The 24910-nt window shown below is 66.1% G+C and carries 36 protein-coding genes; 33 read left to right on the top strand and 3 right to left on the bottom strand.

Going from position 1 to position 24910, the window contains the following annotated elements:
- Nucleotides 1-78: 78 nt before the first annotated feature.
- A complete protein-coding gene (locus tag GVO57_RS00330; protein ID WP_160590906.1) occupies nt 79-234 on the bottom strand; it encodes a YdcH family protein in 156 nt (51 codons plus the stop codon).
- A gap of 195 nt (nt 235-429) precedes the next feature.
- Here GVO57_RS00330 and GVO57_RS00325 point away from each other — a divergent pair, with 195 nt between their 5' ends.
- A complete protein-coding gene (locus GVO57_RS00325) occupies nt 430-627 on the top strand; it encodes a YdcH family protein (RefSeq protein ID WP_201752659.1) in 198 nt (65 codons plus the stop codon).
- 182 nt (nt 628-809) lie between these two features.
- On the top strand, nt 810-1238 hold the full coding sequence (locus GVO57_RS00320; RefSeq protein WP_233281403.1) for a DUF1465 family protein: 429 nt from the start codon (nt 810-812) through the stop codon (nt 1236-1238).
- 107 nt (nt 1239-1345) lie between these two features.
- On the opposite strand, the gene GVO57_RS00315 is transcribed toward GVO57_RS00320, so the two are convergent.
- Together GVO57_RS00315 and GVO57_RS00310 are read right to left on the bottom strand one after the other, a co-directional pair.
- Complete coding sequence (locus GVO57_RS00315) at nt 1346-2323, bottom strand: NAD(P)H-dependent flavin oxidoreductase (RefSeq protein WP_160590902.1); 978 nt, start codon at nt 2321-2323, stop codon at nt 1346-1348.
- 88 nt (nt 2324-2411) lie between these two features.
- Nucleotides 2412-2849, bottom strand: coding sequence for an RrF2 family transcriptional regulator (locus GVO57_RS00310; protein WP_160590900.1), 438 nt, complete (start codon nt 2847-2849; stop codon nt 2412-2414).
- A 441-nt stretch (nt 2850-3290) separates the two neighbouring features.
- Between GVO57_RS00310 and rpsL the strand changes: the two genes are divergently transcribed.
- The 31 genes from rpsL (at nt 3291) to GVO57_RS00155 (ending at nt 24838) form a co-directional block, all read left to right on the top strand.
- Nucleotides 3291-3662, top strand: coding sequence for a 30S ribosomal protein S12 (gene rpsL / locus GVO57_RS00305; protein ID WP_019831557.1), 372 nt, complete (start codon nt 3291-3293; stop codon nt 3660-3662).
- A 48-nt stretch (nt 3663-3710) separates the two neighbouring features.
- Complete coding sequence (gene rpsG / locus GVO57_RS00300) at nt 3711-4181, top strand: 30S ribosomal protein S7 (protein ID WP_160590898.1); 471 nt, start codon at nt 3711-3713, stop codon at nt 4179-4181.
- A 66-nt stretch (nt 4182-4247) separates the two neighbouring features.
- The gene (gene fusA / locus GVO57_RS00295; RefSeq protein WP_160590896.1) at nt 4248-6320 is read left to right on the top strand and encodes an elongation factor G; all 2073 of its coding nucleotides are present in this window, start codon (nt 4248-4250) and stop codon (nt 6318-6320) included.
- Nucleotides 6321-6820: 500 nt separating this feature from the next.
- Nucleotides 6821-8011 (top strand): elongation factor Tu, encoded by a 1191-nt coding sequence (gene tuf / locus GVO57_RS00290; protein ID WP_160590894.1) that lies wholly within the window; start codon nt 6821-6823, stop codon nt 8009-8011.
- 105 nt (nt 8012-8116) lie between these two features.
- On the top strand, nt 8117-8428 hold the full coding sequence (gene rpsJ / locus GVO57_RS00285; protein ID WP_046347132.1) for a 30S ribosomal protein S10: 312 nt from the start codon (nt 8117-8119) through the stop codon (nt 8426-8428).
- 325 nt (nt 8429-8753) lie between these two features.
- Entirely contained in the window at nt 8754-9503 is a 750-nt protein-coding gene (gene rplC, locus GVO57_RS00280) for a 50S ribosomal protein L3 (RefSeq protein WP_160590892.1), read from the top strand.
- A 3-nt stretch (nt 9504-9506) separates the two neighbouring features.
- Nucleotides 9507-10133, top strand: a complete 627-nt coding sequence (gene rplD / locus GVO57_RS00275; protein WP_160590890.1) for a 50S ribosomal protein L4 — start codon at nt 9507-9509, stop codon at nt 10131-10133.
- Nucleotides 10126-10440, top strand: a complete 315-nt coding sequence (locus GVO57_RS00270; RefSeq protein ID WP_160590888.1) for a 50S ribosomal protein L23 — start codon at nt 10126-10128, stop codon at nt 10438-10440. The genes rplD and GVO57_RS00270 overlap by 8 nt, the downstream gene beginning before the upstream one ends.
- Before the next feature lie 4 nt (nt 10441-10444).
- On the top strand, nt 10445-11281 hold the full coding sequence (gene rplB / locus GVO57_RS00265; RefSeq protein WP_160590886.1) for a 50S ribosomal protein L2: 837 nt from the start codon (nt 10445-10447) through the stop codon (nt 11279-11281).
- 3 nt (nt 11282-11284) lie between these two features.
- A complete protein-coding gene (gene rpsS, locus GVO57_RS00260) occupies nt 11285-11560 on the top strand; it encodes a 30S ribosomal protein S19 (protein ID WP_160590884.1) in 276 nt (91 codons plus the stop codon).
- Nucleotides 11560-11937 (top strand): 50S ribosomal protein L22, encoded by a 378-nt coding sequence (rplV, locus tag GVO57_RS00255; protein ID WP_160590882.1) that lies wholly within the window; start codon nt 11560-11562, stop codon nt 11935-11937. Before rpsS ends, rplV begins: the two co-directional genes overlap by 1 nt.
- Complete coding sequence (gene rpsC, locus GVO57_RS00250; protein WP_160590880.1) at nt 11937-12632, top strand: 30S ribosomal protein S3; 696 nt, start codon at nt 11937-11939, stop codon at nt 12630-12632. Before rplV ends, rpsC begins: the two co-directional genes overlap by 1 nt.
- A 17-nt stretch (nt 12633-12649) precedes the next feature.
- Nucleotides 12650-13087 (top strand): 50S ribosomal protein L16, encoded by a 438-nt coding sequence (rplP, locus tag GVO57_RS00245; protein ID WP_160590878.1) that lies wholly within the window; start codon nt 12650-12652, stop codon nt 13085-13087.
- A 20-nt stretch (nt 13088-13107) separates the two neighbouring features.
- On the top strand, nt 13108-13284 hold the full coding sequence (rpmC, locus tag GVO57_RS00240) for a 50S ribosomal protein L29 (RefSeq protein WP_327785562.1): 177 nt from the start codon (nt 13108-13110) through the stop codon (nt 13282-13284).
- A gap of 12 nt (nt 13285-13296) precedes the next feature.
- Nucleotides 13297-13569, top strand: a complete 273-nt coding sequence (gene rpsQ, locus GVO57_RS00235; protein ID WP_160590874.1) for a 30S ribosomal protein S17 — start codon at nt 13297-13299, stop codon at nt 13567-13569.
- Nucleotides 13570-13581: 12 nt separating this feature from the next.
- Nucleotides 13582-13950 carry a 50S ribosomal protein L14 gene (gene rplN / locus GVO57_RS00230; protein WP_160590872.1) on the top strand — a complete coding sequence of 123 codons (369 nt, stop codon included), beginning with the start codon at nt 13582-13584 and terminating at the stop codon, nt 13948-13950.
- Between the two features lie 2 nt (nt 13951-13952).
- On the top strand, nt 13953-14273 hold the full coding sequence (rplX, locus tag GVO57_RS00225; RefSeq protein ID WP_160590870.1) for a 50S ribosomal protein L24: 321 nt from the start codon (nt 13953-13955) through the stop codon (nt 14271-14273).
- Nucleotides 14266-14850 carry a 50S ribosomal protein L5 gene (rplE, locus tag GVO57_RS00220; RefSeq protein ID WP_160590868.1) on the top strand — a complete coding sequence of 195 codons (585 nt, stop codon included), beginning with the start codon at nt 14266-14268 and terminating at the stop codon, nt 14848-14850. Before rplX ends, rplE begins: the two co-directional genes overlap by 8 nt.
- Before the next feature lie 26 nt (nt 14851-14876).
- Nucleotides 14877-15182, top strand: a complete 306-nt coding sequence (gene rpsN, locus GVO57_RS00215; protein WP_160590866.1) for a 30S ribosomal protein S14 — start codon at nt 14877-14879, stop codon at nt 15180-15182.
- Nucleotides 15183-15193: 11 nt separating this feature from the next.
- Nucleotides 15194-15589 carry a 30S ribosomal protein S8 gene (gene rpsH, locus GVO57_RS00210; RefSeq protein ID WP_160590864.1) on the top strand — a complete coding sequence of 132 codons (396 nt, stop codon included), beginning with the start codon at nt 15194-15196 and terminating at the stop codon, nt 15587-15589.
- A gap of 2 nt (nt 15590-15591) precedes the next feature.
- Complete coding sequence (gene rplF / locus GVO57_RS00205; RefSeq protein ID WP_160590862.1) at nt 15592-16125, top strand: 50S ribosomal protein L6; 534 nt, start codon at nt 15592-15594, stop codon at nt 16123-16125.
- A complete protein-coding gene (gene rplR, locus GVO57_RS00200; protein ID WP_160590860.1) occupies nt 16125-16478 on the top strand; it encodes a 50S ribosomal protein L18 in 354 nt (117 codons plus the stop codon). The genes rplF and rplR overlap by 1 nt, the downstream gene beginning before the upstream one ends.
- Nucleotides 16479-17177 carry a 30S ribosomal protein S5 gene (gene rpsE, locus GVO57_RS00195; RefSeq protein ID WP_160590858.1) on the top strand — a complete coding sequence of 233 codons (699 nt, stop codon included), beginning with the start codon at nt 16479-16481 and terminating at the stop codon, nt 17175-17177.
- A 6-nt stretch (nt 17178-17183) separates the two neighbouring features.
- Entirely contained in the window at nt 17184-17360 is a 177-nt protein-coding gene (gene rpmD / locus GVO57_RS00190; protein WP_160590856.1) for a 50S ribosomal protein L30, read from the top strand.
- Between the two features lie 124 nt (nt 17361-17484).
- Nucleotides 17485-18015, top strand: coding sequence for a 50S ribosomal protein L15 (gene rplO / locus GVO57_RS00185; protein WP_160590854.1), 531 nt, complete (start codon nt 17485-17487; stop codon nt 18013-18015).
- Nucleotides 18016-18126: 111 nt separating this feature from the next.
- Nucleotides 18127-19494, top strand: coding sequence for a preprotein translocase subunit SecY (secY, locus tag GVO57_RS00180; RefSeq protein WP_160590852.1), 1368 nt, complete (start codon nt 18127-18129; stop codon nt 19492-19494).
- 43 nt (nt 19495-19537) lie between these two features.
- Nucleotides 19538-20185, top strand: a complete 648-nt coding sequence (locus GVO57_RS00175) for an adenylate kinase (protein WP_160590850.1) — start codon at nt 19538-19540, stop codon at nt 20183-20185.
- A gap of 201 nt (nt 20186-20386) precedes the next feature.
- Nucleotides 20387-20755, top strand: a complete 369-nt coding sequence (gene rpsM, locus GVO57_RS00170; protein WP_160590848.1) for a 30S ribosomal protein S13 — start codon at nt 20387-20389, stop codon at nt 20753-20755.
- A 97-nt stretch (nt 20756-20852) separates the two neighbouring features.
- Nucleotides 20853-21242, top strand: a complete 390-nt coding sequence (gene rpsK / locus GVO57_RS00165; RefSeq protein ID WP_157025218.1) for a 30S ribosomal protein S11 — start codon at nt 20853-20855, stop codon at nt 21240-21242.
- A gap of 89 nt (nt 21243-21331) precedes the next feature.
- Nucleotides 21332-22396: a DNA-directed RNA polymerase subunit alpha gene (locus GVO57_RS00160; RefSeq protein ID WP_160590846.1), complete on the top strand. Its 1065-nt coding sequence runs from the start codon at nt 21332-21334 to the stop codon at nt 22394-22396.
- Between the two features lie 177 nt (nt 22397-22573).
- Nucleotides 22574-24838: a TonB-dependent receptor gene (locus GVO57_RS00155; protein WP_160590844.1), complete on the top strand. Its 2265-nt coding sequence runs from the start codon at nt 22574-22576 to the stop codon at nt 24836-24838.
- Nucleotides 24839-24910: the final 72 nt, after the last annotated feature.

The raw sequence follows: 24910 nt of genomic DNA, 5'->3' as shown, positions 1-24910 counted from the left end.
AGGGGGGGCGGCGCGTGGGTCGTGCGTCGCCGGTTGCCGCCCGCGCCGAAGGGCGCGGGACGGCTGCGGTCCTGGCCGTTACTGGCGGGTAATCTCGTCCTTCAGGCGAAGCTTCTGCTTCTTCAGCTGGGCGATCCGGGCTTCATCGGGCAGGGGTCGTCGCATTTCCGAGACAATCAGGGCGTCCAGCCCGGCATGCTTGGCTTCAAGGGCGGCCAGATGCGCATTGTCCATCGTGCGGGTCTCCTCTGTTTGGTTCCCAGCAGCACTTTTTCCGCCAGGGGGCCGGCGGCCTGCCGTGTCGCTGCGGAAAGGTCAGTAGAACAGCTTTCCTCCGCCATGTCTCGGCCCTATCCGTTAAACAGAGGTAAATCGCGGCAGGGCGAGCGGCTTTGCCGGGCGAGCCGAAGGCGGGCAGGAGAGACGGGCGTGACCGAGGAGGAGATTGAGCGGCGACTCGCGCTGCTGCGGATCGAACATCGCGATCTGGACGATGCGATCACCGCCCTGATCGGCTCCGCGCATGTCGACCAGTTGCAGCTTGCCCGGCTGAAGCGCCGCAAGCTCAAGCTGCGGGACGAGATCGCCGCGCTGGAGGACCAGCTGATCCCCGACATCATTGCCTGACGGCACTGCCTGGCTGGGCGCGGGGCTAACTGGGCGGGCGCTCGACCGGCGACGTCCGGCCCACGATGGGACAGCGACGTCAATGGACCAAATCGGGACGTGGTTTACCGCGATTGGCCGTGGCGGCGCAGCCATGGCTGTGGCAGCTTTTTGCCATGATGGCTCTTGATTGCCGCAAGCTGATGACCGCGAGGCTCGTTGACAGCCTCTATACCGAGGCGATGCTCCTCGCCGATGAAGCGCGCGCCTATTTCGACGAGGGCGGCCGCGCCGACCGGCAGGCGCTGGAGCCGCTGGCGCGCGTGTCCTTTTCCTGCGAATCGCTGAAGGTCACGACCCGGCTGATGCATGTCATCGCCTGGCTGCTGATGCGCAAGGCGATTGCCGCCGGCGAGGTGCGCGAGGATGAGCGGGCGGAGTCGCGCCGGCTGGGCCATGCCGCCGGCAGCGAGGCGGATGCGATCGCCATGATGCCGCCCGCCGCCGTCCAGCTGATCGCGGCGAGCACCGACCTGTATGACCGGGTCGCGCGGATCGACCGCGACATGTACGAGGCGCTGCCGGTCAGCCCGGCGCTGGGCCTGATCCAGAAGCTCGAACGCGCGTTGTAAGGGGCGTCACAGCAGTAGGCTGGTGCCCGCCGCGCTGCCCCGGCAATGGGCCGAACGGCCCATTGCCGGATCGCGTAACAGCCCCTGACCGTTCCCAACCGCTGGTGTCACCAGCCCTTGCGGACCTTGCCCTGCAATTCGCCCCAGGCGGTGCGATATTCGCGTTCCAGCCGGTCGATCCGGTCGGCAACCGTCTCGACCGCCTTGACCGAACCGATCCCCTGGCCCGAACCCCAGATGTCGCGCCACGCCTTTTTCTCGGTGTTGCCGCCCGAGCCGAAGTTCATCGTGCTGTAGTCGCCCTTGGGCAGATTGTCGGGGTCAAGCCCCGCCGCCTCGATCGAGCCGCGCAGATAATTGCCGTGCACGCCGGTGAACAGGTCCGAATAGACAATGTCGGAGGCGCTGCTTTCGACGATCGCCTGCTTATAGCCCTGATCGGCATTGGCCTCGGCGGTCGCGATGAATGCGGAGCCGATATAGGCGAGATCCGCGCCCGCCGCCTGCGCGGCCAGGATCGAATGGCCATTGGCGATCGACCCCGACAGGGCGATCGGCCCGTCGAACCATTCGCGGATTTCGGACACCAGTGCGAAGGGCGAGATGGTGCCGGCATGGCCGCCTGCGCCGGCGGCGACCGGGATCAGCCCGTCCGCGCCCTTTTCGATCGCCTTGCGGGCAAAGCGGTTGTTGATCACGTCGTGCAGGGTGATGCCGCCCCAGGCATGGACGGCGGTGTTCAGATCCTCGCGCGCGCCGAGCGAGGTGATGATGATCGGCACCTGCCATTTGGCGCAGGTTTCAAGATCCTGTTCCAGCCGGTCGTTCGACTTGTGGACGATCTGGTTGACCGCGAAGGGCGCGGCCGGCCGGTCCGGATTGTTGCGGTTCCACGCCGCCAGTTCCTCGGTGATGCGGTGCAGCCATTCATCGAGCAGGCTTTGCGGCCGGGCGTTCAGCGCCGGGAACGAACCGACGATGCCGGCCTTGCACTGGGCGATCACCAGATCGGGGCCGGAGACAATGAACAGCGGCGAGCCGATGACGGGAAGCCGCAGGCGATCAAACAGGGGTGGAAGGCTCATGCCGTTTGAATAGCGCAATGAAACCGGCTGTCCACAGGTCCGTCGGCAGCCATGGATGCGCTAGCGTCAAGCCCGGCCAGCTGCCGGTTCAGGGCAGGACCGGCTCGACCGAATCGACCGGCGCGGGGTCGGCGAGCGTCACCTGATCGAGGATGCGCGCGGTTTCGTCGCGCAGCTTGAGCATCACCCAGTGGACGCGGCATTCTTCCTGGGTCACGCAGTTTTCGCACGGCTGATAGGCCAGCCGGCTGGCACAGGGGACAAGCGCCAGGCTGCCGCGCGTCAGCCGGATGATGTCGCCATAGCTGATCTCGCGCGGGTCGCGCGCCAGCCAATAGCCGCCGTCGCGGCCGCGCTGCGTCTCGACCAGCCCGGCCCGGCCGATTTCGGACAGGATGACGGTCAGGAATTTGGGCGGAATATTCTGTTTCGCCGCGATTTCGGTCAGCTGCACCGGGCCTTCGCCATGGCGATCGGCGAGATGCAGCAGCGCGCGGATCGCATAACGTGTCCGTTGGGAAAGCATGGCCGGCCAAATGCCGGGCATGGCTGGGATTTGCAAGCCGCGCGCCTGGCTGCTTTCTCATGCCGGTGTTGCCCTGCCCGCTCATCCGCCCCCATCTTCGCCCACCGGCTTGTCCACAGCGTCGGGGCGTGCCGGGGCGGACATTGACCAGGGGGCAGGCGCGGCTATAGGCCCGCCCACGTCCGCAAGGCGAGGAATGGCAGCATCGCTGTGGCTTCCGACCTGCGTGGACGAGCTTGAACATTGCTGGCGCAGCAGGGGCCGGGGGGCTGGATAGCCGCCCAGGCCCTTTCGTGTTGAACAGCCGGATGCCTGACAATCGCCCCTGGCGATGGTTGGCCTGCCGGTTCCCCCCGACGGGGCGGTTCAACGACGGATAGTCGCTGTGTCTCGATTCGGGCGTCAGCAAAGTAACCGTTTGCAACAAGGTGAAGAGCTTCAATGCCGACGATCAACCAGCTGGTCCGCAAGGGCCGCGAGCCGCAGAAGGCCAAGTCCAAGGTCCCTGCGATGGAGCAGAACCCGCAGAAGCGCGGCGTCTGCACCCGCGTCTATACGACGACCCCGAAAAAGCCGAACTCGGCGCTGCGCAAGGTGGCCAAGGTTCGCCTGACCAACCAGCGCGAAGTGATCAGCTACATCCCCGGTGAAGGTCACAACCTTCAGGAGCACTCGGTGGTGCTGATCCGCGGCGGCCGCGTCCGCGACTTGCCGGGCGTGCGCTATCACGTGCTGCGCGGCGTGCTCGACACCCAGGGTGTCAAGGACCGCAAGCAGTCGCGTTCGAAGTACGGCGCAAAGCGTCCGAAGTAAGCCGCCGGCCCGTCCGGCACCCAGGCTGAAGTTTGAAGGAACAGATCAATGGCTCGTCGTCGTCGTCCCGAAAAGCGGGAAATCCTGCCTGATCCGAAGTTCGGGGATCAGGTCCTCTCCAAGTTCATGAACAGCGTCATGCTCGACGGCAAGAAGTCCGTCGCGGAATCGATCGTCTATGGTGCGCTCGACACGGTCGAGCAGCGCGCCAAGCGCGAGCCGCTGGCCGTTTTCCATGACGCGCTCAACAATGTGAAGCCGGGCATCGAAGTCCGCAGCCGCCGCGTCGGCGGTGCGACCTATCAGGTGCCGGTCGAAGTCCGCGCCGAACGCGCCCAGGCGCTCGCCATCCGCTGGCTGATCGCCGCCGCCCGCGCGCGCAGCGAGAAGACGATGTCCGCCCGCCTGTCGGGCGAGCTGCTCGACGCGGCGCAGAATCGCGGCAATGCGGTCAAGAAGCGCGAAGACACGCACCGCATGGCGGAGGCGAACCGCGCCTTCAGCCACTACCGCTGGTAACACCTCTCACCTAAATGCGGGGGAGCCGGACGGTCCGGCTCCCCCTTTCGCAAGGAACCGACGATCATGGCCCGCAGCCATCCGCTCGAGCGCTATCGCAACATCGGCATCATGGCGCATATCGACGCCGGCAAGACCACGACCACCGAGCGCATCCTCTATTACACCGGCAAGTCCTACAAGATCGGCGAAGTGCATGAAGGCACCGCCACCATGGACTGGATGGAGCAGGAGCAGGAGCGCGGGATCACGATCACGTCGGCCGCGACCACCTGTTTCTGGAACGACCACCGCGTCAACATCATCGACACGCCGGGGCACGTCGACTTCACCATCGAAGTCGAACGCTCGCTGCGCGTGCTCGACGGCGCGGTCGCCTGCTTCGATGGCGTTGCCGGTGTCGAGCCGCAGTCGGAAACCGTGTGGCGCCAGGCCGACAAGTACCGCGTGCCGCGCATGTGCTTCGTCAACAAGCTCGACCGCACCGGCGCGAGCTTCGAGCGCTGCGTCGACATGATCAAGGACCGTCTGGGCGCGCGCCCGGCGGTGCTCTATCTGCCGATCGGCATCGAAAGCGGCTTCAAGGGCCTGGTTGACCTGGTCAACAACCGCGCGATCATCTGGCTCGAAGAGTCGCTCGGCGCGAAGTTCGAGTATCAGGATATTCCCGAAGATCTGAAGGACGCGGCCGAAGTCGCGCGCCAGGAGCTGATCGAGCTTGCCGTCGAGCAGGACGATGCGGCGATGGAAGCCTATCTGGAAGGCAAGGAGCCGGACGCCGAAACGCTGAAGGCGCTGATCCGCAAGGGCACGCTCAGCTTCTCGTTCGTGCCGGTGCTGTGCGGTTCGGCGTTCAAGAACAAGGGCGTGCAGCCGCTGCTCGACGCGATCGTCGATTATCTGCCGTCGCCGCTCGACATTCCGGCGGTCCAGGGCGTCAAGCTCGACGGCGAGACCGAGGACACGCGCCCGGCCGAAGACACCGCGCCCTTCTCGGCTCTGGCGTTCAAGATCATGAACGACCCGTTCGTCGGCTCGCTCACCTTCGCGCGCATCTATTCGGGCAAGCTCGAAAAGGGCACCGTCCTCAACTCGGTGAAGGACAAGAAGGAAAAGATCGGCCGCATGCTGCTGATGCATGCCAACAGCCGCGAGGACATTGACGAGGCCTATGCCGGCGACATCGTCGCCATTGCGGGGCTGAAGGAAACGACCACGGGCGACACGCTGTGCGCGCCCAATGCGCCGATCATCCTTGAGCGCATGGAGTTCCCCGAGCCGGTCATCGAGCTGTCGGTCGAACCCAAGACCAAGGCCGACCAGGAAAAGATGGGCCTCGCGCTCAACCGCCTGGCCGCCGAGGATCCGTCGTTCCGCGTCTCGACCGACCATGAATCGGGCCAGACGATCATCAAGGGGATGGGCGAACTCCACCTCGAAATCATCGTTGACCGCATGAAGCGCGAGTTCAAGGTCGAGGCCAATGTCGGCGCGCCGCAGGTGGCGTATCGCGAATATCTCGCGAAGCCGGTCGAAATCGACTACACCCACAAGAAGCAGTCGGGCGGCTCGGGCCAGTTCGGCCGCGTCAAGGTGCAGGTGAAGCCGGGCGAGCGTGGTTCGGGCTACCAGTTCTTCGACGAGGTGAAGGGCGGCAACATTCCGCGCGAATACATCCCGTCGGTGGAAAAGGGCTTCCGCGAAACCGCCGAAACCGGCCATCTGATCGGCTTCCCGATCATCGACTTCGAAGTGCATCTGGTGGACGGCGCCTATCACGACGTCGACTCGTCGGCGCTGGCGTTCGAAATCTGCGCCCGTGGCGCGATGCGCGAAGTGGCGGCCAAGGCCGGCATCAAGCTGCTCGAGCCGATCATGAAGGTCGAGGTCGTGACCCCGGAAGACTATCTGGGCGACGTCATCGGCGATCTGAACAGCCGCCGCGGCCAGATCCAGGGCACCGACACGCGCGGCAACGCCCAGGCGGTGAACGCGCTGGTCCCGCTCGCCAACATGTTCGGCTATGTGAACCAGCTGCGCTCCTTCACCCAGGGGCGTGCGCAGTACACGATGCAGTTCTCGCACTATGACGAAGTGCCGCAGAACGTGGCGGACGAGGTCAAGGCGAAGCTCGCCTGATCCCGGCCTGACCGGCATTGGCGCCCTCTCCGGCGTGCGGCATGTCCGCCCGCCGGGGAGGGCGCAGCCAATTTCGGACCTCGGCCGGCTGCAGCCGGGTGGGGGTGGTGCGGGCGGCGATTCGCGCGCAGGACAGGTCGCTGGGTCCGGCGGTCGGCTGTCGGCAGCGCTGGGCCGCTCGGCTGGAGCGTTTGCCCGGTCCCGGCGTCCCGTTTCGGGCATGTCGGCAGCGCTTTTCGCGCCGCCCGCCGATCATCGTCTCTTGCGCGGGCGCGCGAAGAGGCTAAATGGGCGCGCGCGACCGCGCGGCGCGTCAAAATGCCTCTGGCGTTTCCGTCGCGTTTGGGTTACGGGCCGCGCTTCGTTGCGGGTCGGGATTTCCGGGCCGGCGGCCTGCGCGTGGGGTTCGCCCCTTTCACACGATCTGCGGGTGAACGAGAGCTACGGGTGAACAGGCGCTGCGGCCCGGCGGCGAAACGGTTTGATAGACAGAGGAAGAAATGGCGAAAGCAAAGTTCGAGCGGACGAAGCCGCATTGCAACATCGGCACCATCGGCCACGTTGACCATGGCAAGACCTCGCTGACCGCGGCGATCACCAAGGTGCTCGCTGAAACCGGCGGCGCCACCTTCGTCGACTATGCCAACATCGACAAGGCCCCGGAAGAGCGCGAGCGCGGCATCACCATTTCGACCGCCCACGTCGAATATGAAACCGAAGCGCGCCACTACGCGCACGTCGACTGCCCGGGTCACGCCGACTATGTGAAGAACATGATCACCGGTGCCGCCCAGATGGACGGCGCGATCCTGGTCGTGTCGGCTGCCGACGGCCCGATGCCGCAGACCCGCGAGCACATCCTGCTCGCCCGTCAGGTCGGCGTTCCGGCGCTCGTCGTGTTCATGAACAAGGTCGACCAGGTCGACGACCCCGAGCTGCTCGAGCTGGTCGAGCTGGAAATCCGTGAGCTGCTGTCGTCGTACGACTTCCCGGGCGACGATATTCCGATCGTCAAGGGTTCGGCCCTTGCTGCGCTCGAAGATTCGAACCGCGAAATCGGCCATGAAGCCGTGCTTGAGCTGATGCGTCAGGTCGATGCCTATATCCCGCAGCCGGAGCGTCCGCTGGACAAGCCGTTCCTGATGCCGATCGAAGACGTGTTCTCGATCTCGGGTCGCGGCACCGTCGTCACCGGTCGTGTCGAAACCGGCATCGTGAAGGTTGGCGAAGAAGTCGAAATCGTCGGCATCAAGGACACCCGCAAGACCGTCGTTACCGGCGTCGAAATGTTCCGCAAGCTGCTCGACCAGGGCCAGGCCGGCGACAACATCGGTGCGCTGATCCGCGGCGTGGCGCGTGACGAAGTCGAGCGTGGTCAGGTTCTGGCCAAGCCGGGCACCATCACCCCGCACACCGACTTCTCGGCCGAAGTCTATGTGCTGTCGAAGGACGAAGGCGGCCGTCACACGCCGTTCTTCGCCAACTATCGTCCGCAGTTCTACTTCCGCACCACCGACGTGACGGGCACCGTGGAACTGCCGGAAGGCACCGAAATGGTGATGCCGGGCGACAATGTGAACCTGAACATCAAGCTGATCGCCCCGATCGCGATGGACCAGGGTCTGCGTTTCGCCATCCGCGAAGGCGGCCGCACCGTCGGCGCCGGCGTCGTGGCGAACATCACCAAGTAAGCTTTTGCTTGCATGGCCGCCCGGTCCCTTCTAGGGGCCGGGCGGCTTTGTAATTTATAGAAGCCCGGCTCAACCGGGCATGGCTCTTTCGCATCGGTAGTGGACATGGAAACCCAGAACATTCGCATTCGCCTCAAGGCGTTCGATCATCGCGTGCTCGATCAGGCGACCGGCGACATCGCCGACACCGCCCGCCGCACCGGCGCTCTCATCCGTGGTCCGATCCCGCTCCCGACGCGCATCGAAAAATTCACCGTCAACCGCTCGCCGCATGTCGACAAGAAGTCGCGCGAGCAGTTCGAGGTCCGCACCTACAAGCGCATGCTCGACATCGTGCAGCCGACCCCGCAGACGGTCGACGCGCTGATGAAGCTCGACCTCGCCGCGGGTGTTGATGTCGAGATCAAACTCGCGTAAAGGCGGCGCTCCAGATTCGGAGGCGGGCTTTCCGCTCGCTTCCAGGTTGCCCCGGCAGGCTGCACGCAGCTGATCCGGGGTCCGGCCCGAAGCGAGGCCGGGCGACGGCAAGGTCCGCCGCACCCATAGCGAACTCAGGGATACCGCATGCAGCCGCCAGGCTGCATGGCCTGCGTCCCCGCCATTCGCAGCAATGCGGATACCGGCCCGGGCGGGGGCGATTGATCTTTTGGGCTGGCTCCGGAGGTTCCGGAGCCTTTTTCGTTGGCACGCTCCCGGGCCGGCAGGACGCCGCCTTGGAGCCTATGCAGGAAGGGATCAGATCATGCGCACAGGCGTGATCGCGAAGAAAGTGGGCATGACCCGCTTGTTCAAGGAAGACGGCCGGCACGTTCCGGTCACCGTGCTCCAGCTCGACAACCTCCAGGTCGTTGCGCGCCGTGAGGCCGATCGCGACGGCTATGTTGCGGTCCAGCTCGGCGCCGGCACTGCCAAGGCGAAGAATGTCGCCAAGCCGCAGCGTGGCCATTTCGGCAAGGCCGAAGTCGAGCCCAAGGCGCAGCTGGTCGAGTTCCGGGTCGCCGAGGACGCGCTCCTCGATGTCGGCGCGGAAATCTCCGCCGATCATTTCGTCGCCGGCCAGCTGGTCGACGTGTCGGGCCATACCCAGGGTAAGGGTTTTGCCGGCGCGATGAAGCGCTGGGGCTTTGGCGGTCTGCGCGCCACGCACGGCGTGTCGGTGTCGCACCGTTCGCACGGTTCGACCGGCAACCGCCAGGATCCGGGCCGCGTGTTCAAGAACAAGAAGATGGCCGGCCACATGGGCGACCGTCAGCGCACCCAGCAGAATCTGGAAGTCGTGCTGACCGACGCCGAGCGCGGGCTAATCTTCCTCAAGGGTTCGGTCCCGGGCCACAAGGGTGCGTGGCTGACCGTCAAGGACGCGGTCAAGGTGCCGCGCCCGGCTGACGCGCCGTATCCGGCCGGCCTCAAGGTCGCCCAGAACAACAATGATGCGCCTGCCGACACGCCCGCTGACGCGGCTGTCGAGGCCAGCGAGACCCAGGAAGGCTAAGCGATGAAGGTCCAAGTTCAGACCCTCGACGCCCAGGGCAAAGGCGAGATCGATCTCAACGACGAGATCTTCGGCCTGGAGCCGCGCGCCGACATCCTGCACCGCGTCGTCACCTGGCAGCTCGAAAAGCGCCGCGGCACTGCCCGCGCCGCCCGCGAGCGGTCGGACGTCGCCCGCACCGGCAAGAAGTTCGGCCGCCAGAAGGGCGGCGGCACCGCCCGTCACGGCGATCGCCGCGCGCCGGTGTTCATCGGCGGCGGTAAGGCGCACGGCCCGCGTGTCCGCGACTTCAACCCGTCGCTGAACAAGAAGGTCCGCGCCCTCGGCCTCAAGATGGCGCTGTCGTCCAAGGTGAAGGCCGGCCAGCTGATCGTCATGGACAGCCTGACGGTCGATGGCGGCAAGACCCGCGCGCTCATGGGCAATCTCGCCAAGCTCGGCTTCGGCAAGACCGCGCTCGTGATCGACGGCGATCAGGTCGACACCAGCTTCGCGCTCGCGGCCCGCAACCTGCACACGATCGACGTGCTGCCGGCGATCGGCGCCAATGTGTACGATATCCTTCGCGCCGAGACGCTGGTCCTGACCCGCGCGGCCGTCGAAAAGCTGGAGGCCCGGTTCAATGGCTAAGAAGCAGGCCGTGGCGGCCGACATCCGTCACTATGACGTGGTGGTCGCGCCGCACATCACCGAAAAGGCGACCTTGCTCTCCGAGCATAACGCCGTCGTGTTCAAGGTTGCCCAGGACGCGACCAAGCCGCAGATCAAGGCGGCGGTCGAGGCCCTGTTCGGCGTGACCGTGACCGGCGTCAACACGCTCACCCAGAAGGGCAAGACCAAGCGCTGGAAGGGCAAGCCCTATACGCGCTCGGATGTGAAGAAGGCGATCGTGACGCTGAAGGACGGCGACTCGATCGACGTGACGACGGGGATCTGAGGCAATGGCGCTCAAGCATTATAATCCGACCAGCCCGGCGCGTCGTGGCCTGATCCTGGTCGACCGGTCGAGCCTGTACAAGGGCAAGCCGGTCAAGGCGCTGACCGAGGGGAAGCGCAAGACCGGTGGCCGCAACAACAAGGGTCATGTGACCAGCCGCGGCATCGGCGGCGGCCACAAGCAGCGTTACCGCTTCATCGACTTCAAGCGTCGCAAGTGGGACATGCCGGCGACCGTCGAGCGGATCGAATATGATCCCAACCGCACGGCCTTCATCGCCCTTGTGAAATATGAGGACGGCGAACTCGCCTATGTCATCGCGCCGCAGCGCCTTCAGGCCGGCGACGTCATCGTCGCGGGCAAGAAGACCGACGTGAAGCCGGGCAACGCGATGGAAATCGGCCAGGTTCCGGTCGGCACCATCGTCCACAATGTCGAGATGAAGCCCGGCAAGGGCGGTCAGATCGCGCGTTCGGCGGGCACCTATGTGCAGGTCGTCGGCCGTGACCGCGGCATGGTGATCGTCCGCCTGAACTCGGGCGAGCAGCGCTACATCCGCGGCGAGTGCATGGCGACCGTTGGCGCGGTGTCGAACCCCGACAACGCCAACCAGTATCTTGCCAAGGCCGGCCGCAACCGCTGGCTGGGCAAGCGCCCGCTGACCCGCGGCGTCGCCAAGAACCCGGTCGACCATCCGCACGGCGGTGGTGAAGGCCGGACCTCGGGCGGCCGTCATCCGGTCACCCCGTGGGGCAAGCCGACCAAGGGTGCGCGCACCCGTCACAACAAGGCGACCGACAAGTTCATCATCCGGTCGCGTCACGCGAAGAAGAAGGGTTAAGCCATGGCCCGTTCCGTCTGGAAAGGCCCGTTCGTCGAACTGAGCCTTCTGAAAAAGGCCGAGGCGGCCCAGGACTCCGGTGCGCGCGCGCCGATCAAGACCTGGTCGCGCCGGTCGACCATCCTGCCGCAGTTCGTCGGCCTGACGTTCAACGTCTATAACGGCCGCAAGTTCGTGCCGGTGCTGGTGAACGAGGAAATGGTGGGCATGAAGCTCGGCGAGTTCGCGCCGACCCGCTTCTTCCCCGGCCATGCCGCTGACAAGAAGGGCAAGCGCTAATGGGCAAGCAGGCAGCTCCGCGTCGCGTGGGCGACAAGGAAGCGCTGGCGGTTGGCACCACCATCCGCGGCAGCGCGCAGAAGCTTAACCTTGTCGCCGGTCTGATCCGCGGCAAGAAGGCTGGGGAGGCGATGAGCATCCTCCAGTTCTCGCCCAAGGCGATGGCGGTCGAGGTTCGCAAGGTCCTCGCCTCGGCGATCGCCAATGCCGAGAACAACCACAATCTCGATGTCGATGCGCTGGTCGTCCAGGAAGCGTCGGTCGGCAAGTCGATCTCGATGAAGCGGTTCGCGACCCGTGCGCGTGGCCGTTCGACCCGGATCGTGAAGCCGTTCAGCCGCCTTCGCATCGTCGTGCGCGAGCAGGAAGAAGCATAATGGGTCAGAAGAGCAATCCGATCGGGCTGCGCCTCCAGATCAACCGGACCTGGGACAGCCGCTGGTTCGCCGAAGGCGCCGATTATGGCCGGCTGCTTCTCGAGGACCTCGAGATCCGCAAGTACATCCTGAAGACGCTGCCCCAGGCCGCGATCTCCAAGGTGGTCATTGAGCGTCCGGCCAAGCTGTGCCGCATCTCGATCTATGCGGCGCGCCCCGGCGTGATCATCGGCAAGAAGGGCGCCGACATCGAAAAGCTTCGCAAGAAGCTGGGTGCGATGACGGCGAGCGACGTGTCGCTGAACATCGTCGAGATCCGCAAGCCCGAGATCGACGCGAAGCTCGTCGCCCAGTCGGTCGCCGACCAGCTGGAGCGCCGCGTGGCGTTCCGCCGGGCGATGAAGCGGGCCGTGCAGTCGGCGCTGCGTCTGGGCGCCGAAGGCATCCGCATCACCTGCGCCGGCCGTCTGGGCGGTGCCGAGATCGCGCGCACCGAATGGTATCGCGAAGGCCGGGTGCCGCTGCACACGCTGCGCGCCAATGTCGATTATGCTGAGGCCCAGGCCCACACCGCTTATGGCGTGTGCGGGGTCAAGGTCTGGATCTTCAAGGGCGAGATCCTCGGCCATGATCCGACCGCGCAGGACCGTCTGATGATGGAGGCACAGACCTCCGGCGTGCGTCCGGCGCGCTAAGGGCAGGATAGAAAATCATGCTGCAACCGAAACGCACCAAGTTCCGCAAGGCCTTCAAGGGCCGCATCCATGGTGATGCGCCCGGCGGCACCCAGCTCAACTTCGGCGCCTATGGCCTGAAGGCCATGGAGCCGGAGCGGATCACCGCCCGCCAGATCGAGGCCGCCCGCCGCGCCATCACGCGCCACATCAAGCGCCAGGGCCGGCTCTGGATCCGCATCTTCCCGGACGTGCCGGTGTCGTCCAAGCCCGCCGAAGTCCGCATGGGCTCGGGCAAGGGTTCGCCGGAGTTCTGGGTGGCGCGCGTCAAGCCGGGCCGCATCCTGTTCGAACTGGACGGTGTGCCGGGCGATGTCGCCGCGACCGCGTTCAGCCGCGCGGCGATGAAGCTGCCGATCAAGACGAAGGTCGTCGCGCGTCTGGGCGACACCTCTCACCTGGGAGCCGCGAAGTGAAGACGAGCGACCTGAAGCCGATGACCGATGATCAGCTCGCCGAACAGCTCGGCCAGCTGAAGCGTGAGGCGTTCAACCTGCGCTTCCAGGCGGCGACCAGCCAGCTGGAAAAGCCGTCGCGGGTCCGCGAAGTGCGCCGCACCATCGCGCGCATCAAGACGCTGCAGTCCGAGCGCACGCGCTCGGCTGCGAAGTAAGGATACGGAAACATGCCGAAGCGCGTGCTGACGGGGACGGTTGTCTCCGACAAGACCGACAAAACGGTGGTCGTCCGTGTGGAGCGCAAGGTGAAGCACCCGCTCTACGGCAAGATCATCCGCCGTTCGAAGAAGTATCATGCCCATGACGAGGGCAATGAGTATCGCGAGGGCGAGACTGTGCGCATCGAAGAGACCGCGCCGATCTCCAAGCTCAAGACCTGGCGCGTGATCGAGCGCGTCGCCACCCGTTCGACGCCGCCCGCGGCGACGGCCGAAGGCTAAGGAGGACAGCACATGATCCAGATGCAGTCCAACCTGGACGTGGCGGATAACTCGGGCGCGAAGCGCGTCCAGTGCATCAAGGTGCTGGGCGGGTCCAAGCGCCGCACCGCGACCGTCGGCGACATCATCGTCGTCTCGGTCAAGGAAGCTGCCCCGCGCGGCAAGGTGAAGAAGGGCGACGTGCACCGCGCGGTTATCGTGCGCACGGCGAAGGACATTCACCGCGCCGACGGCTCGACCATCCGGTTCGATTCGAACGCCGCTGTGCTCGTGAACAAGAATGAGGAGCCGATCGGCACCCGCATCTTTGGTCCGGTCGTGCGCGAACTGCGCGGCAAGAAGCACATGAAGATCATCAGCCTGGCGCCGGAGGTGCTGTAACCATGGCTATGGCCAAGATCAAAAAGGGTGACACGGTCGTCGTCCTGTCCGGCAAGGACAAGGGCAAGACCGGTGAAGTCACCCGCGCCCTGCCGAAGGAAGGCAAGGTCGTCGTCGCCGGCGTGAACGTCGCCGTGCGTCACAAGAAGCCGAGCCAGGTCAACCCGCAGGGTGGCCTGGAGCGTTCGGAAGCGCCGCTGCACGCCTCGAAGGTCGCGATCGTCGACCCCAAGAGCGGCAAGGCGACGCGCGTCCGTTTCGAAACGCGTGATGGCAAGAAGGTCCGCGTGGCCGTCAAGTCCGGGGAGGTCATCAATGGCTGACACCTACACCCCGCGGATGCGCAAGCTGTACGACGAGAGCATCGTGAAGGCGATGACCGAGAAGTTCGGCTACAAGAATCCGCTCGAAGTGCCGAAGATCGACAAGATCGTGCTCAACATGGGCGTCGGCGAAGCGACCCAGGACAAGAAGAAGGTCGAAGCGGCCGCTGCCGAAATGGAAGCGATCGCCGGCCAGAAGCCTGTCATCACCAAGGCGAAGAAGTCGATCGCGCAGTTCAAGCTGCGTGAAGGCATGCCGATCGGCTGCAAGGTGACCCTGCGCCGCGAACGCATGTACGAGTTTCTCGACCGCCTGATCACGATCGCGCTGCCGCGCGTCCGCGATTTCCGTGGCCTCAACGCCAACTCGTTCGATGGCCGTGGCAACTATGCCATGGGCCTGAAGGAACAGCTGGTGTTCCCGGAAATCAGCTATGACCGCATCGACAAGGTGCGGGGCATGGACGTGATCGTCACCACCACCGCGAAGACCGATGATGAAGCGCGCGAGCTGCTGCGTCTTTTCGGTTTCCCGTTCCCGCGCGACAACGCGGCCGAGCAGAAGCAGGCCGCTTGAGGCCGACAGGAAAGAGAACTTAAGTCATGGCGAAACTGAGTTCCGTGAACAAGAACGAGCGTCGCAGGAAGCTCGTCAAGCAGTATGCGGGCAAATATGCGAAGCTGAAGGCGATCGCGAACGACACGTCGCGCGATGAGACCGAGCGGCTGATCGCGCGGCTGAAGATGGCCGAGCTGCCCCGCAATGCGAACCCCACCCGTATCCGCAACCGTTGCGAAGTGACCGGTCGGCCCCGCGCCTATTACCGGAAGTTCCGCCTGGCGCGCGTGATGTTCCGTGAACTGGCCAACAAGGGCCTGATCCCCGGCGTCACCAAGTCGAGCTGGTAAGGACAAACGTCATGGCATTGACCGATCCCCTGGGTGATCTGCTCACCCGCATCCGCAACGGCCAGCAGGCGCGCAAGGACAGCGTGACCTCGCCCGCGTCGAAGCTGCGTGCCCGTGTGCTCGATGTGCTTCAGCGCGAAGGCTATATCCGCGGCTATCGCGAAGAAGTCGTTGGCGGCCACAGCGGCCTGCGCATCGAACTGAAATATTTCGAGGGCCAGCCGGCGATCAAGTATGTCGCCCGCGTGTCCAAGCCTGGCCGCCGCGTCTATTCGGGCAGCAAGGAGCTGCCGCGCGTGCGCAACGGCCTCGGCATCACCATCGTCTCGACGCCCAAGGGCGTTCTGTCCGACGCGGAAGCGCGCGAACAGAATGTCGGCGGCGAGGTTCTTGCGGAGGTCTTCTGATCATGAGCCGCATCGGGAAAAAGCCCGTCGCCATTCCGGCCGGCGTCACCGCTTCGATTGCGGGCGGCGAACTGTCGGTCAAGGGGCCGAAGGGCACGCTCACCATGAAGCTTGCCGACCTCATCTCTTATGAGGTCCAGGACGGCCAGATCTCGGTCCAGCCTGCCAATGACAGCAAGCAGGCCCGGTCCTTCTGGGGCATGCAGCGTACCATGGTGCAGAACCTGGTCACCGGCGTGACCGAGGGCTTCACCAAGACGCTGGAAATCACCGGCGTCGGCTACCGCGCCAACGCGCAGGGCAAGAACCTGAAGCTGCAGCTCGGCTACAGCCACGATGTCGACTATCCGGTGCCGGAAGGCATCACGATCGCGACGCCCGACCAGACGACGATCACCATCACCGGGATCGACAAGCAGCAGGTCGGCCAGGTTGCCGCCGAGATCCGCCGCTGGCGCAAGCCCGAGCCGTACAAGGGCAAGGGCATCAAGTATCGCGGCGAGTTCATCTTCCGCAAGGAAGGGAAGAAGAAGTAATGGCCAAGCTCTCTCTTTTCGAAAAGCGTCGCCAGCGCGTCCGCACGGCGCTGCGCGCCAAGGGCGGTTCGCGTCCGCGCCTGTCGATCCACCGTTCGGGCCGGCACATCTATGTCCAGGTGATCGACGACGAGGCGGGGCGCACCGTCGCTGCGGCGTCGACGCTCGACAAGGACCTGCGCGGCACCACCGGCGCGACCGTCGATGCGGCGGCTGCGATCGGCAAGCGGATCGCGGAGCGGGCCACTGCCGCCGGCGTCACCAAGGTCGTGTTCGACCGCGGTGGTTTCCTGTTCCACGGGCGCGTCAAGGCGCTCGCTGATGCCGCTCGCGAAGGCGGATTGGAGTTCTAAATGGCTGACGAAACCGAAATCCAGGCCGGCGCGGACGCCGGTCAGCCGGAAGGCGGCGAGCGGCGTGGCCGTGGCGGTCGTGGCCGGGGCGGTGGCGATCGTGGCGGCCGTGGCCGTGACGGCAATCGCGGCCGTCGCGACGAGCGTGGCGGGCGCGGCGAGGAAGGTGGCGAGGAGCTGATCGAAAAGCTCGTCCACATCAACCGCGTGTCGAAGACCGTGAAGGGCGGCAAGCGCTTCGGCTTTGCGGCGCTGGTCGTCGTGGGCGACGGCAAGGGCCGGGTCGGCTTCGGCCATGGCAAGGCGCGCGAAGTGCCGGAGGCGATCTCCAAGGCGACCGCGTCGGCCAAGAAGAAGATGATCCGCGTGCCGCTGCGCGAAGGGCGCACGCTGCATCATGACGGTGCGGGCCATTTCGGCGCCGGCCGCGTGACGCTGCGTTCGGCCCCGCAGGGGACCGGCATCATCGCCGGCGGTCCGATGCGCGCCGTGTTCGAAAGCCTGGGCGTGGCGGACGTCGTGACCAAGTCCGTCGGCACGTCCAACCCCTATAACATGATCCGGGCGACGTTCGAGGCGCTGGGCGAGCAGACCTCGCCCAAGTCGGTCGCGCAGCGCCGGGGCAAGAAGATCGCCGACCTGCTCGGCCGCGGCGGTTCGCAGACCGCCGAGGCGGATGCGGCCGCGATCACGGAGTAACCAGCGATGGCCACCATCAAAGTCAAGCAGATCGGATCGCCGATCCGCCGCACCCAGGATCAGCGCGCGACGCTGATCGGCCTGGGGCTGAACAAGATGCACCGGGTGTCGGAGCTTCAGGATTCTCCCGAAGTGCGCGGCATGATCCGCAAGGTGCAGCATCTGGTGGCGATCGTCGACTGATCGCCGGGGGCATGCGGGGTCATTGACGCCGCATGCCGCCAGTCTGTAGCGGGGCGGTCCACCCATCCGCGACAATCAGCGCGACAACAGCCATGCGCGACAACAGCGAAAGCGAGTGCAGGACATGAAACTCAACGAAATCCGCGACAATGACGGCGCCCGCAAGGGCCGCATGCGCGTCGGCCGGGGCATCGGCTCGGGCAAGGGCAAGACCGGCGGCCGGGGCCAGAAGGGTCAGAAGAGCCGTGAAGGCGTCTCGATCAACGGCTTCGAGGGCGGCCAGATGCCGCTCCACATGCGTCTGCCGAAGCGCGGCTTCAACAACATCTTCGCCAAGGACTATGCCGAGGTGAATCTGGGTGCGGTGCAGAAGGCGGTCGACGCCGGCAAGCTTGCCGCCGGGACCACCATCGATCATGCGGCGCTCAAGGCGGCTGGCCTCGCCCGTGGCGGCAAGGACGGCGTGCGTCTGCTCGGCAAGGGCGCGTTCAGCGCCAAGCTCAGCTTCCTCGTCGCCGGCGTGTCGGCGGGTGCGCGCAGCGCCATCGAGGCGGCGGGCGGTTCGGTCGAGGTGATCGCGGTCACCCCGGCGGCCGAGAAGGCGGCGGCCAAGAAGAACAGCGTCCGGGACGCGAAGAAGGCCGCGCGCGGCTGATTTTTCGCCGCTCGGGCTTCCGGGCTTAGACAAGCCCGGAGACGGCATTATATGAGCGGCGGGGCATTCATGCTTCCGCCGCTCATTTCATCTTAAGGCGACCCACACGTCATGGCATCCAGAGCCGACCAACTGGCGACCAACCTCAACCTGTCGAAATTCGGCCAGGCCACCGAGCTGAAGAAGCGGCTGTGGTTCACGATCGGTGTGCTGATCGTGTTCCGCATGCTCAGCTTCATCCCGCTGCCGGGGATCGACCCGACCGCGCTCGGCCTGCTCGCCAACCAGACGCGCGGGGGCGTGCTCGACTTTTTCAACACCTTCTCGGGCGGTTCGCTCGAGCGCATGTCGATCATCGCGCTGGGCGTCATGCCCTATATCACCGCGTCGATCGTCGTGCAGCTCGCGACCACGCTCAGCCCCAAGCTCGCCGCGATCAAGAAGGAAGGCGAAACCGGCCGCAAGCGGCTGAACCAGTACACCCGCTTCGGCACGGTCGGGCTGACCGCGATCCAGGGCTATTTCATCGCCGTCGGGCTGGAAAGCTTCGGCGCGCAGCAGGGCGTGGCCGCGGTCGTCGATCCGGGCGTGCTGTTCCGCGTCACGGCGGTCATCTCGCTGATCGGCGGCACGATGTTCCTGATGTGGCTGGGCGAACAGATCACCAGCCGCGGCGTGGGCAATGGCGTGTCGCTGATCATCATGGCCGGCATCGTCGCGCAGCTGCCGGTGACGCTCGTCAACCTGTTCGAAGGCGGGCGGACCGGCACCATGTCGCCGTTCCTGATCCTGGCGATCATCGTGGTCGCGCTCGGCCTGATCGCGTTCATCTGCTTCATGGAGCGCGCGCAGCGCCGGGTGCTGATTCAGTATCCCAAGCGCCAGACCGCGCGCGGCACCATGCAGGCCGATCGGAGCCATCTGCCGCTCAAGATCAACACCTCGGGCGTCATCCCGCCGATCTTCGCCTCGTCGCTGCTGTTGATGCCGCTGACGATCAGCCAGTTCGCCGGCCAGCGCACTGCGGGCGAGAGCGCCTGGGGTGATTTCATCATCGGCCTCAACCAGTATCTGCAGCACGGCACGCCGCTCTACATGCTGCTCTACGGTGCAGGGATCGTGTTTTTCAGCTTCTTCTACACGGCGATCGTGTTCAACCCGGAAGAGACGGCTGACAATCTCAAGCGCTATGGCGGGTTCATTCCCGGCATCCGCCCGGGCAACGCCACTGCCGACTATCTCGATTATGTGCTGACGCGCATCACCGTGATCGGCGCGGCCTATCTGACCTTCATCTGCCTGGTGCCGGAATATCTGGTGTCGGCGGCGGGCATCCCCTTCTATCTGGGCGGGACCAGCCTGCTGATCGTGGTCAATGTGACGATGGATACCGTGACCCAGATTCAGAGCCACTTGCTTGCGCATCAATATGGCGATCTGATCAAGAAGGCGAAGCTGAAGGGCGGGCGGGCGCGTTGATCGCCCGCACCGGATGCCGCGTGAAGGGGGAAGAGGATTGCCAATGAACATCATCCTGCTGGGGCCTCCGGGCGCGGGCAAGGGAACCCAGGCCGCGCGGCTGGTCGCGGCGCGGGGCATGGTGCAGCTGTCGACCGGCGACATGCTGCGTGCGGCGGTGAAGGCGGGCACGCCCGTCGGGCTTCAGGCCAAGGCGGTGATGGATGCGGGCGCGCTCGTGTCCGACGAGATCGTCTCGGCGCTGATCGGCGAGGCGCTCGACCGGATGGCGCCGGATCAGGGCGCGATCTTCGACGGCTATCCGCGCACCGTCGCCCAGGCCGAGACGCTTGAGTCGATTCTCGCCGGGCGCGGCCGCACGCTCGACCATGTGATCGAGCTCGATGTCGATGAAGATGCGCTGGTTGACCGCATCACCGGGCGTTTCACCTGTGCCAGCTGCGGGGCGGGCTATCATGACCGCTACAAGCAGCCGGCGGTCGCCGGCGTGTGCGACAGCTGCGGCGGCACCGAGTTCAAGCGCCGGCCCGACGACAATGCCGAAACGGTCCGGACCCGCATGGCCGAATATCGCGCCAAGACCGCGCCGATCCTGCCGCATTACGAGGCGCGCGGGCTGGTGTCGCGCGTCGACGGGATGGCGGAGATGGACGAGGTGACCGCCGCGATCGGGGCGATCCTCGACCGCTGAGCCGGGCTGGCCGGTCGCTCCGGCTTGCCGCCGGGGCGCACGGCGTTGACAGCTGCCGGGTGCGCGCGTATGGGATCGCGCTTCCGACAGCAGGGCGGCCCGGTGGCGACTCGTTCGCGCACCGGTGTTGCGCGTTTTCGGTAAACAAAGCGCTGAGATGGGCCGGCAGCCACCCGGCCCGTGGAGCAGGAGACAGATTTAATGGCACGTATTGCGGGTGTTAACATCCCGACCAACAAGCGCGTCGTCATCGCGCTGACCTATATTCACGGCATCGGCCTCACCACCTCGAAGAAGCTGACCGCGCAGCTCGGCATCGCGCCGGAACGCCGCGTGCAGGACCTGTCCGACCAGGAAGTGCTGCAGATCCGCGAAGCGATCGACGCCCAGTACACGGTGGAAGGCGATCTTCGTCGCGAAACCGCGATGAACATCAAGCGGCTGATGGACCTGGCCTGCTATCGCGGCCTGCGTCACCGCAAGGGCCTGCCGGTGCGCGGCCAGCGCACCCACACCAATGCGCGCACGCGCAAGGGCAAGGCCAAGCCGATCGCCGGCAAGAAGAAGTAAGCCGTGCGCCCGGCCATGTGCCGGGCAGGCTCCTTCTTCGCCGGGCCTGAGTTCGGCCCGGTTGTTTCCATAGAGTTTTGGTCAGGATTAACGGATCATGGCACGTGAACCCCAGCGCCTCCGCCGTCGCGAGCGCAAGAACATCACCGCCGGCGTCGCCCATGTGAACGCCAGCTTCAACAACACGATGATCACCATCACCGATGCCCAGGGCAATGCGATCAGCTGGTCGTCGGCCGGCATGATGGGCTTCAAGGGCAGCCGCAAGTCGACGCCCTATGCCGCCCAGGTTGCCGCCGAGGACGCCGGGCGCAAGGCCGCCGAGCATGGCGTCCGCACGCTCGAAGTCGAGGTGAAGGGTCCGGGCTCGGGCCGTGAATCGGCACTCCGCGCGCTGCAGGCCGTCGGCTTCCAGATCACGTCGATCCGCGACGTCACCCCGATCCCGCACAATGGGGTGCGGCCCTCCAAGCGCCGCCGCGTCTGACGAATCCGCGCCGCGGGCCGCGTGCGTGGCCCGCCGCGCCTCTTTACCCGCCCTGAACCCCGTTCAGGGCCAGCCCCAAGGGGAACAAAGTGGCTGTCAACGCAAAGAACTGGCAGGAACTGAAGAAGCCGACCGCGCTTGAGCGCAAGCAGGGCGGCGACCCGAAGCGCAAGGGCACGTTCGTCGCCGAGCCGCTGGAGCGCGGCTTCGGTCTGACGCTCGGCAACGCTCTGCGGCGCGTGCTGCTGTCGTCGCTGCAGGGCGCGGCAGTCACCTCGATCAAGATCGAGAATGTGCTGCACGAATTCTCGTCGCTCACGGGCGTGCGCGAAGACGTGACCGATATCGTGCTCAATGTGAAGCAGATCGCGCTCCGGATGCAGGGCGAAGGCCCGAAGCGGCTGCAGCTGTCGGCGACCGGCCCGGCCGAAGTCACCGCCGGCATGATCGCGGTGTCGGGCGACATCGAGGTGATGAACCCCGATCTGGTCATCTGCCATCTGGACGATGGCGCGACGCTGAACATGGAACTGACCGCGGACACCGGCAAGGGCTATGTCCCGGCCGCCAACAACCGCCCGGCGGACGCGCCGATCGGCCTGATCCCGGTCGATGCGCTTTACTCGCCGGTCCGTCAGGTCGCCTACAAGGTGGAAAACACCCGCGTCGGCCAGGAACTGGACTATGACAAGCTGACGCTCACCGTCGAAACCGACGGCACCGTGACGCCGGAAGACGCCGTCGCCTATGCGGCGCGCATCCTTCAGGACCAGCTGCAGCTGTTCGTCCATTTCGACGACGGCCTGCCGGTGTCGGCGCCGGTCGCCCATGGCGGCGGCAGCCTGGCCCCGGTCGAGACCGAAAGCGACGCCAACCAGCTCAACCGTTACCTGCTCAAGAAGGTCGACGAGCTGGAACTGTCGGTGCGTTCGGCCAACTGCCTGAAGAACGACAACATCATCTATATCGGCGATCTGGTTCAGAAGACCGAGGCGGAAATGCTCCGCACGCCGAACTTCGGCCGCAAGAGCCTGAACGAGATCAAGGAAGTGCTGTCGTCGATGGGGCTGCGCCTGGGCATGGAAATCCCCGGCTGGCCGCCTGAAAACATCGAGGAAATGGCCAAGAAGCTCGAACAGGACATCATGGGCTGAGCGCCCGTCCGTCGATGCTGACAGATTGAGGGGCCGTCCCGCCGGGGCGGCCCCTTTTTCATGCCCGGCCCTTTTTGATGCCTGCCCCTTTTTGATGCCCGGAACCGTAACGGGCGGGCCAATGGTCAGGGCGCGCCGGGCTTGCCAAGCCGGGGACGCGGCGGCAAAGGGCGCGCCATGTCTCCCACATCGCCGAACACCGCGCGGGGCCTTGCCCTGCTGTTTCTGCTGTCGTCCACCGCCGTGACGCCGTTGCCCGCCGCCCCGGCGGCGGACAATGACGCCGACATCCTCGTCACCGCCCAGCGCCGCAGCGAGCGGCTCGACCAGGTGCCGCTGGCGGTCACCGCGATCGGGGGCGAGCGGCTGGCGCGCGAGGATTACCGCAATCTCGACCGGCTCGCCGCGAGCGTCCCCAACCTCTATCTCAACCGCAATTTCGGGACGAGTTCGGGCGCGCTCGTCTTCCTGCGCGGGGTGGGCGAGGGGGATTCGATCTTCACCAACGATCCGCCGGTCGGCATCTATGTCGATGATGTGATCTTCCCGCGCGCGACCGGCTCGATGTTCGAGCTGCTCGATGTCGAGCGGGTGGAGGTGCTGCGCGGGCCGCAGGGCGTGCTTTACGGGCGCAACACCAGCGGCGGCGCGATCAAGCTCGTCACCCGCCGGCCGGAGCCGGGGCGCGACAGCGCGATGCTCGAGCTGGCGACGGGCAGCTTTGCCCGGCGCGACGGGCGCGGGGTCGTCAACCTGTCGCTGGGGCAGAATGCCGCACTGCGTGGCGCGCTGCTCGTCCGCCAGCATGACGGCTGGGGGCGCAACCTGACCAATGGCGCGCGGGTCAACGACCAGCGGCTGGCAACGGGGCGGATCTCGCTGCTGGTGGAGCTGGATGCGCTGACGTCGGTGCTGCTGACCGCCGATCTGACCGGCGAGGAGTCGACGCCGCGCTTTCCTCAGCCCTTCCTGGTCGATCCCGCCAATCCGGCGCGGCGGCTGCCGCGCTTCCGCACGCCTGAGGGCAGCATCGACCGCTTCACCTCCGCCGACACCGATCCGCTCAACGATCTGGAAACCGGCGGGGTGACGCTCAGGCTCGAACGGCGGCTGGGCGATGCGACCCTGTTGTCGGTCAGCGGCTACCGGTTCCTCGCCAACCGCATCGGGTTCGACCAGACGGCGGTGGCCCCGCCCGCCACCAATGTCATCCTGCTTCAGGACCAGCGCCAGCAGAGCCTCAGCCAGGAGCTGCAGCTCCAGGGGCGGCTGGGTCAGCAGATCGACTATACGGTCGGGCTGTTCGCCTTTGCCGAGCGCAACCGCCAGCTAACGGCGGTCAGCTTCGCCGCCCCGGCGGGCACACCGCAGGCGCGGTTCAGGACCGATGATTTCTTCATCGCCCCGTCGCGCGCGGCGGGGCTGGGCAATTGGTCGCCCTATCTGCCGCGCCTGGCGACGCGCAGCCTGTCGGGCTTTGGCGCGCTGACCTGGCGGCCGACGGCAAGGCTGGGGCTGTCGGCCGGCGCGCGGCTGACGCATGAGCGCAAGGTCTACCGCGTCGCCTTCCTGACCGCGCCCGAAGCCGTGCTCGTCCTGCCCGATGGCCGGCGGGCGGAGCGGCGGATCGCCGACAGCTGGACCGATGTGTCGCCGCGCCTTGCCGCCGAATACCGTCTGGGCGCGGGGGGCGAGGCGGGCATCGCCTATGCCTCGGTCGCCAAGGGGTTCCGCAGCGGCAGTTTCGACGGCCGCGCGCGCAACATCGATTTCGTCCTCAACCGCCAGGGCGCGATCGCGCCCGAAACGGTGTGGAGCTATGAGGCCGGGCTGAAGACGATGTTCTTCAACCGCGCGCTGGCGCTCAACCTCGCGCTGTTCCGCAACGATTATACGAACATCGCCTTTTCCGCCGCCCGGGCGGGGTCCAACCCGCCCGAAATCTTCCGCCAGAATGTCGGCGATGCCCGGATCGAGGGGGTGGAGGCGGAGGCCAACCTGAACCTGCCCTATGGCTTTGCCGCTTCGGGCTTTTTCTCGACGCTCAGCGACCGTTTCACCCGGCTGGCCTCCAGCCCCGGCTGCACGGCCTTTGTGGCCGATGAACGCCGGCTCGACCTGCGTTTCACCCCCGACCGGCGTTACGGCGTGCGCGGCGGCTGGAGCGGGGGGCTGGGCCGGGCCGGGCGGCTGACGCTGGGCGGCGAGCTGTCAGGGGCCAGCGCCTATTTCACCGCTTTGTGCAACGAACCGCAGCACCGGGTCGACAATGCGCAGACGATCAATGCCCAGATCGGCTTTGACAGCGCCGATGGGCGCTGGGGCGTCACCCTGTCGGCGACCAATATCGGCAATCGCCGCTTCAACGGCGGCAGCGTGGGAACGATCGGCTGGCCGGTCGAACCGCGCCAGTGGATCCTGAGCGCCCGCCGCCAGTTCTGACCCGCCTTCCCCGCGCCCCGCTCTTTACCTTGACGTAAAGGAAAAGGGCTGGACGCCGCCCGCCGGATCGGG

The sequence above is a fragment of the Sphingomonas changnyeongensis genome, from assembly GCF_009913435.1.
GTDB lineage: Bacteria > Pseudomonadota > Alphaproteobacteria > Sphingomonadales > Sphingomonadaceae > Sphingomonas_B > Sphingomonas_B changnyeongensis.
The sequence above is the reverse complement of the archived record's forward strand: the minus strand, read 5'-3'. Positions and strand labels throughout refer to the sequence as shown.

Coding starts and splice junctions, on each gene's coding strand:
- rpsK (WP_157025218.1), top strand. CDS start 20,853: ATGGCACGTGAACCCCAGCGCCTCCGCCGTCGCGAGCGCAAGAACATC.
- fusA (WP_160590896.1), top strand. CDS start 4,248: ATGGCCCGCAGCCATCCGCTCGAGCGCTATCGCAACATCGGCATCATG.
- rpsJ (WP_046347132.1), top strand. CDS start 8,117: ATGGAAACCCAGAACATTCGCATTCGCCTCAAGGCGTTCGATCATCGC.
- rplB (WP_160590886.1), top strand. CDS start 10,445: ATGGCGCTCAAGCATTATAATCCGACCAGCCCGGCGCGTCGTGGCCTG.
- rpsE (WP_160590858.1), top strand. CDS start 16,479: ATGGCTGACGAAACCGAAATCCAGGCCGGCGCGGACGCCGGTCAGCCG.
- tuf (WP_160590894.1), top strand. CDS start 6,821: ATGGCGAAAGCAAAGTTCGAGCGGACGAAGCCGCATTGCAACATCGGC.
- rpsS (WP_160590884.1), top strand. CDS start 11,285: ATGGCCCGTTCCGTCTGGAAAGGCCCGTTCGTCGAACTGAGCCTTCTG.
- rplD (WP_160590890.1), top strand. CDS start 9,507: ATGAAGGTCCAAGTTCAGACCCTCGACGCCCAGGGCAAAGGCGAGATC.
- rpsL (WP_019831557.1), top strand. CDS start 3,291: ATGCCGACGATCAACCAGCTGGTCCGCAAGGGCCGCGAGCCGCAGAAG.
- rplP (WP_160590878.1), top strand. CDS start 12,650: ATGCTGCAACCGAAACGCACCAAGTTCCGCAAGGCCTTCAAGGGCCGC.
- rpsG (WP_160590898.1), top strand. CDS start 3,711: ATGGCTCGTCGTCGTCGTCCCGAAAAGCGGGAAATCCTGCCTGATCCG.
- rplN (WP_160590872.1), top strand. CDS start 13,582: ATGATCCAGATGCAGTCCAACCTGGACGTGGCGGATAACTCGGGCGCG.
- GVO57_RS00175 (WP_160590850.1), top strand. CDS start 19,538: ATGAACATCATCCTGCTGGGGCCTCCGGGCGCGGGCAAGGGAACCCAG.
- rpsM (WP_160590848.1), top strand. CDS start 20,387: ATGGCACGTATTGCGGGTGTTAACATCCCGACCAACAAGCGCGTCGTC.
- GVO57_RS00320 (WP_233281403.1), top strand. CDS start 810: ATGACCGCGAGGCTCGTTGACAGCCTCTATACCGAGGCGATGCTCCTC.
- rplC (WP_160590892.1), top strand. CDS start 8,754: ATGCGCACAGGCGTGATCGCGAAGAAAGTGGGCATGACCCGCTTGTTC.
- rpmC (WP_327785562.1), top strand. CDS start 13,108: ATGACCGATGATCAGCTCGCCGAACAGCTCGGCCAGCTGAAGCGTGAG.
- secY (WP_160590852.1), top strand. CDS start 18,127: ATGGCATCCAGAGCCGACCAACTGGCGACCAACCTCAACCTGTCGAAA.
- rplX (WP_160590870.1), top strand. CDS start 13,953: ATGGCTATGGCCAAGATCAAAAAGGGTGACACGGTCGTCGTCCTGTCC.
- rplF (WP_160590862.1), top strand. CDS start 15,592: ATGAGCCGCATCGGGAAAAAGCCCGTCGCCATTCCGGCCGGCGTCACC.
- rplO (WP_160590854.1), top strand. CDS start 17,485: ATGAAACTCAACGAAATCCGCGACAATGACGGCGCCCGCAAGGGCCGC.
- GVO57_RS00315 (WP_160590902.1), bottom strand. CDS start 2,323: ATGAGCCTTCCACCCCTGTTTGATCGCCTGCGGCTTCCCGTCATCGGC.
- rplV (WP_160590882.1), top strand. CDS start 11,560: ATGGGCAAGCAGGCAGCTCCGCGTCGCGTGGGCGACAAGGAAGCGCTG.
- rpsC (WP_160590880.1), top strand. CDS start 11,937: ATGGGTCAGAAGAGCAATCCGATCGGGCTGCGCCTCCAGATCAACCGG.
- rplR (WP_160590860.1), top strand. CDS start 16,125: ATGGCCAAGCTCTCTCTTTTCGAAAAGCGTCGCCAGCGCGTCCGCACG.
- rplE (WP_160590868.1), top strand. CDS start 14,266: ATGGCTGACACCTACACCCCGCGGATGCGCAAGCTGTACGACGAGAGC.
- rpsQ (WP_160590874.1), top strand. CDS start 13,297: ATGCCGAAGCGCGTGCTGACGGGGACGGTTGTCTCCGACAAGACCGAC.
- GVO57_RS00330 (WP_160590906.1), bottom strand. CDS start 234: ATGGACAATGCGCATCTGGCCGCCCTTGAAGCCAAGCATGCCGGGCTG.
- GVO57_RS00310 (WP_160590900.1), bottom strand. CDS start 2,849: ATGCTTTCCCAACGGACACGTTATGCGATCCGCGCGCTGCTGCATCTC.
- rpsH (WP_160590864.1), top strand. CDS start 15,194: ATGGCATTGACCGATCCCCTGGGTGATCTGCTCACCCGCATCCGCAAC.
- rpmD (WP_160590856.1), top strand. CDS start 17,184: ATGGCCACCATCAAAGTCAAGCAGATCGGATCGCCGATCCGCCGCACC.
- GVO57_RS00155 (WP_160590844.1), top strand. CDS start 22,574: ATGTCTCCCACATCGCCGAACACCGCGCGGGGCCTTGCCCTGCTGTTT.
- GVO57_RS00270 (WP_160590888.1), top strand. CDS start 10,126: ATGGCTAAGAAGCAGGCCGTGGCGGCCGACATCCGTCACTATGACGTG.
- rpsN (WP_160590866.1), top strand. CDS start 14,877: ATGGCGAAACTGAGTTCCGTGAACAAGAACGAGCGTCGCAGGAAGCTC.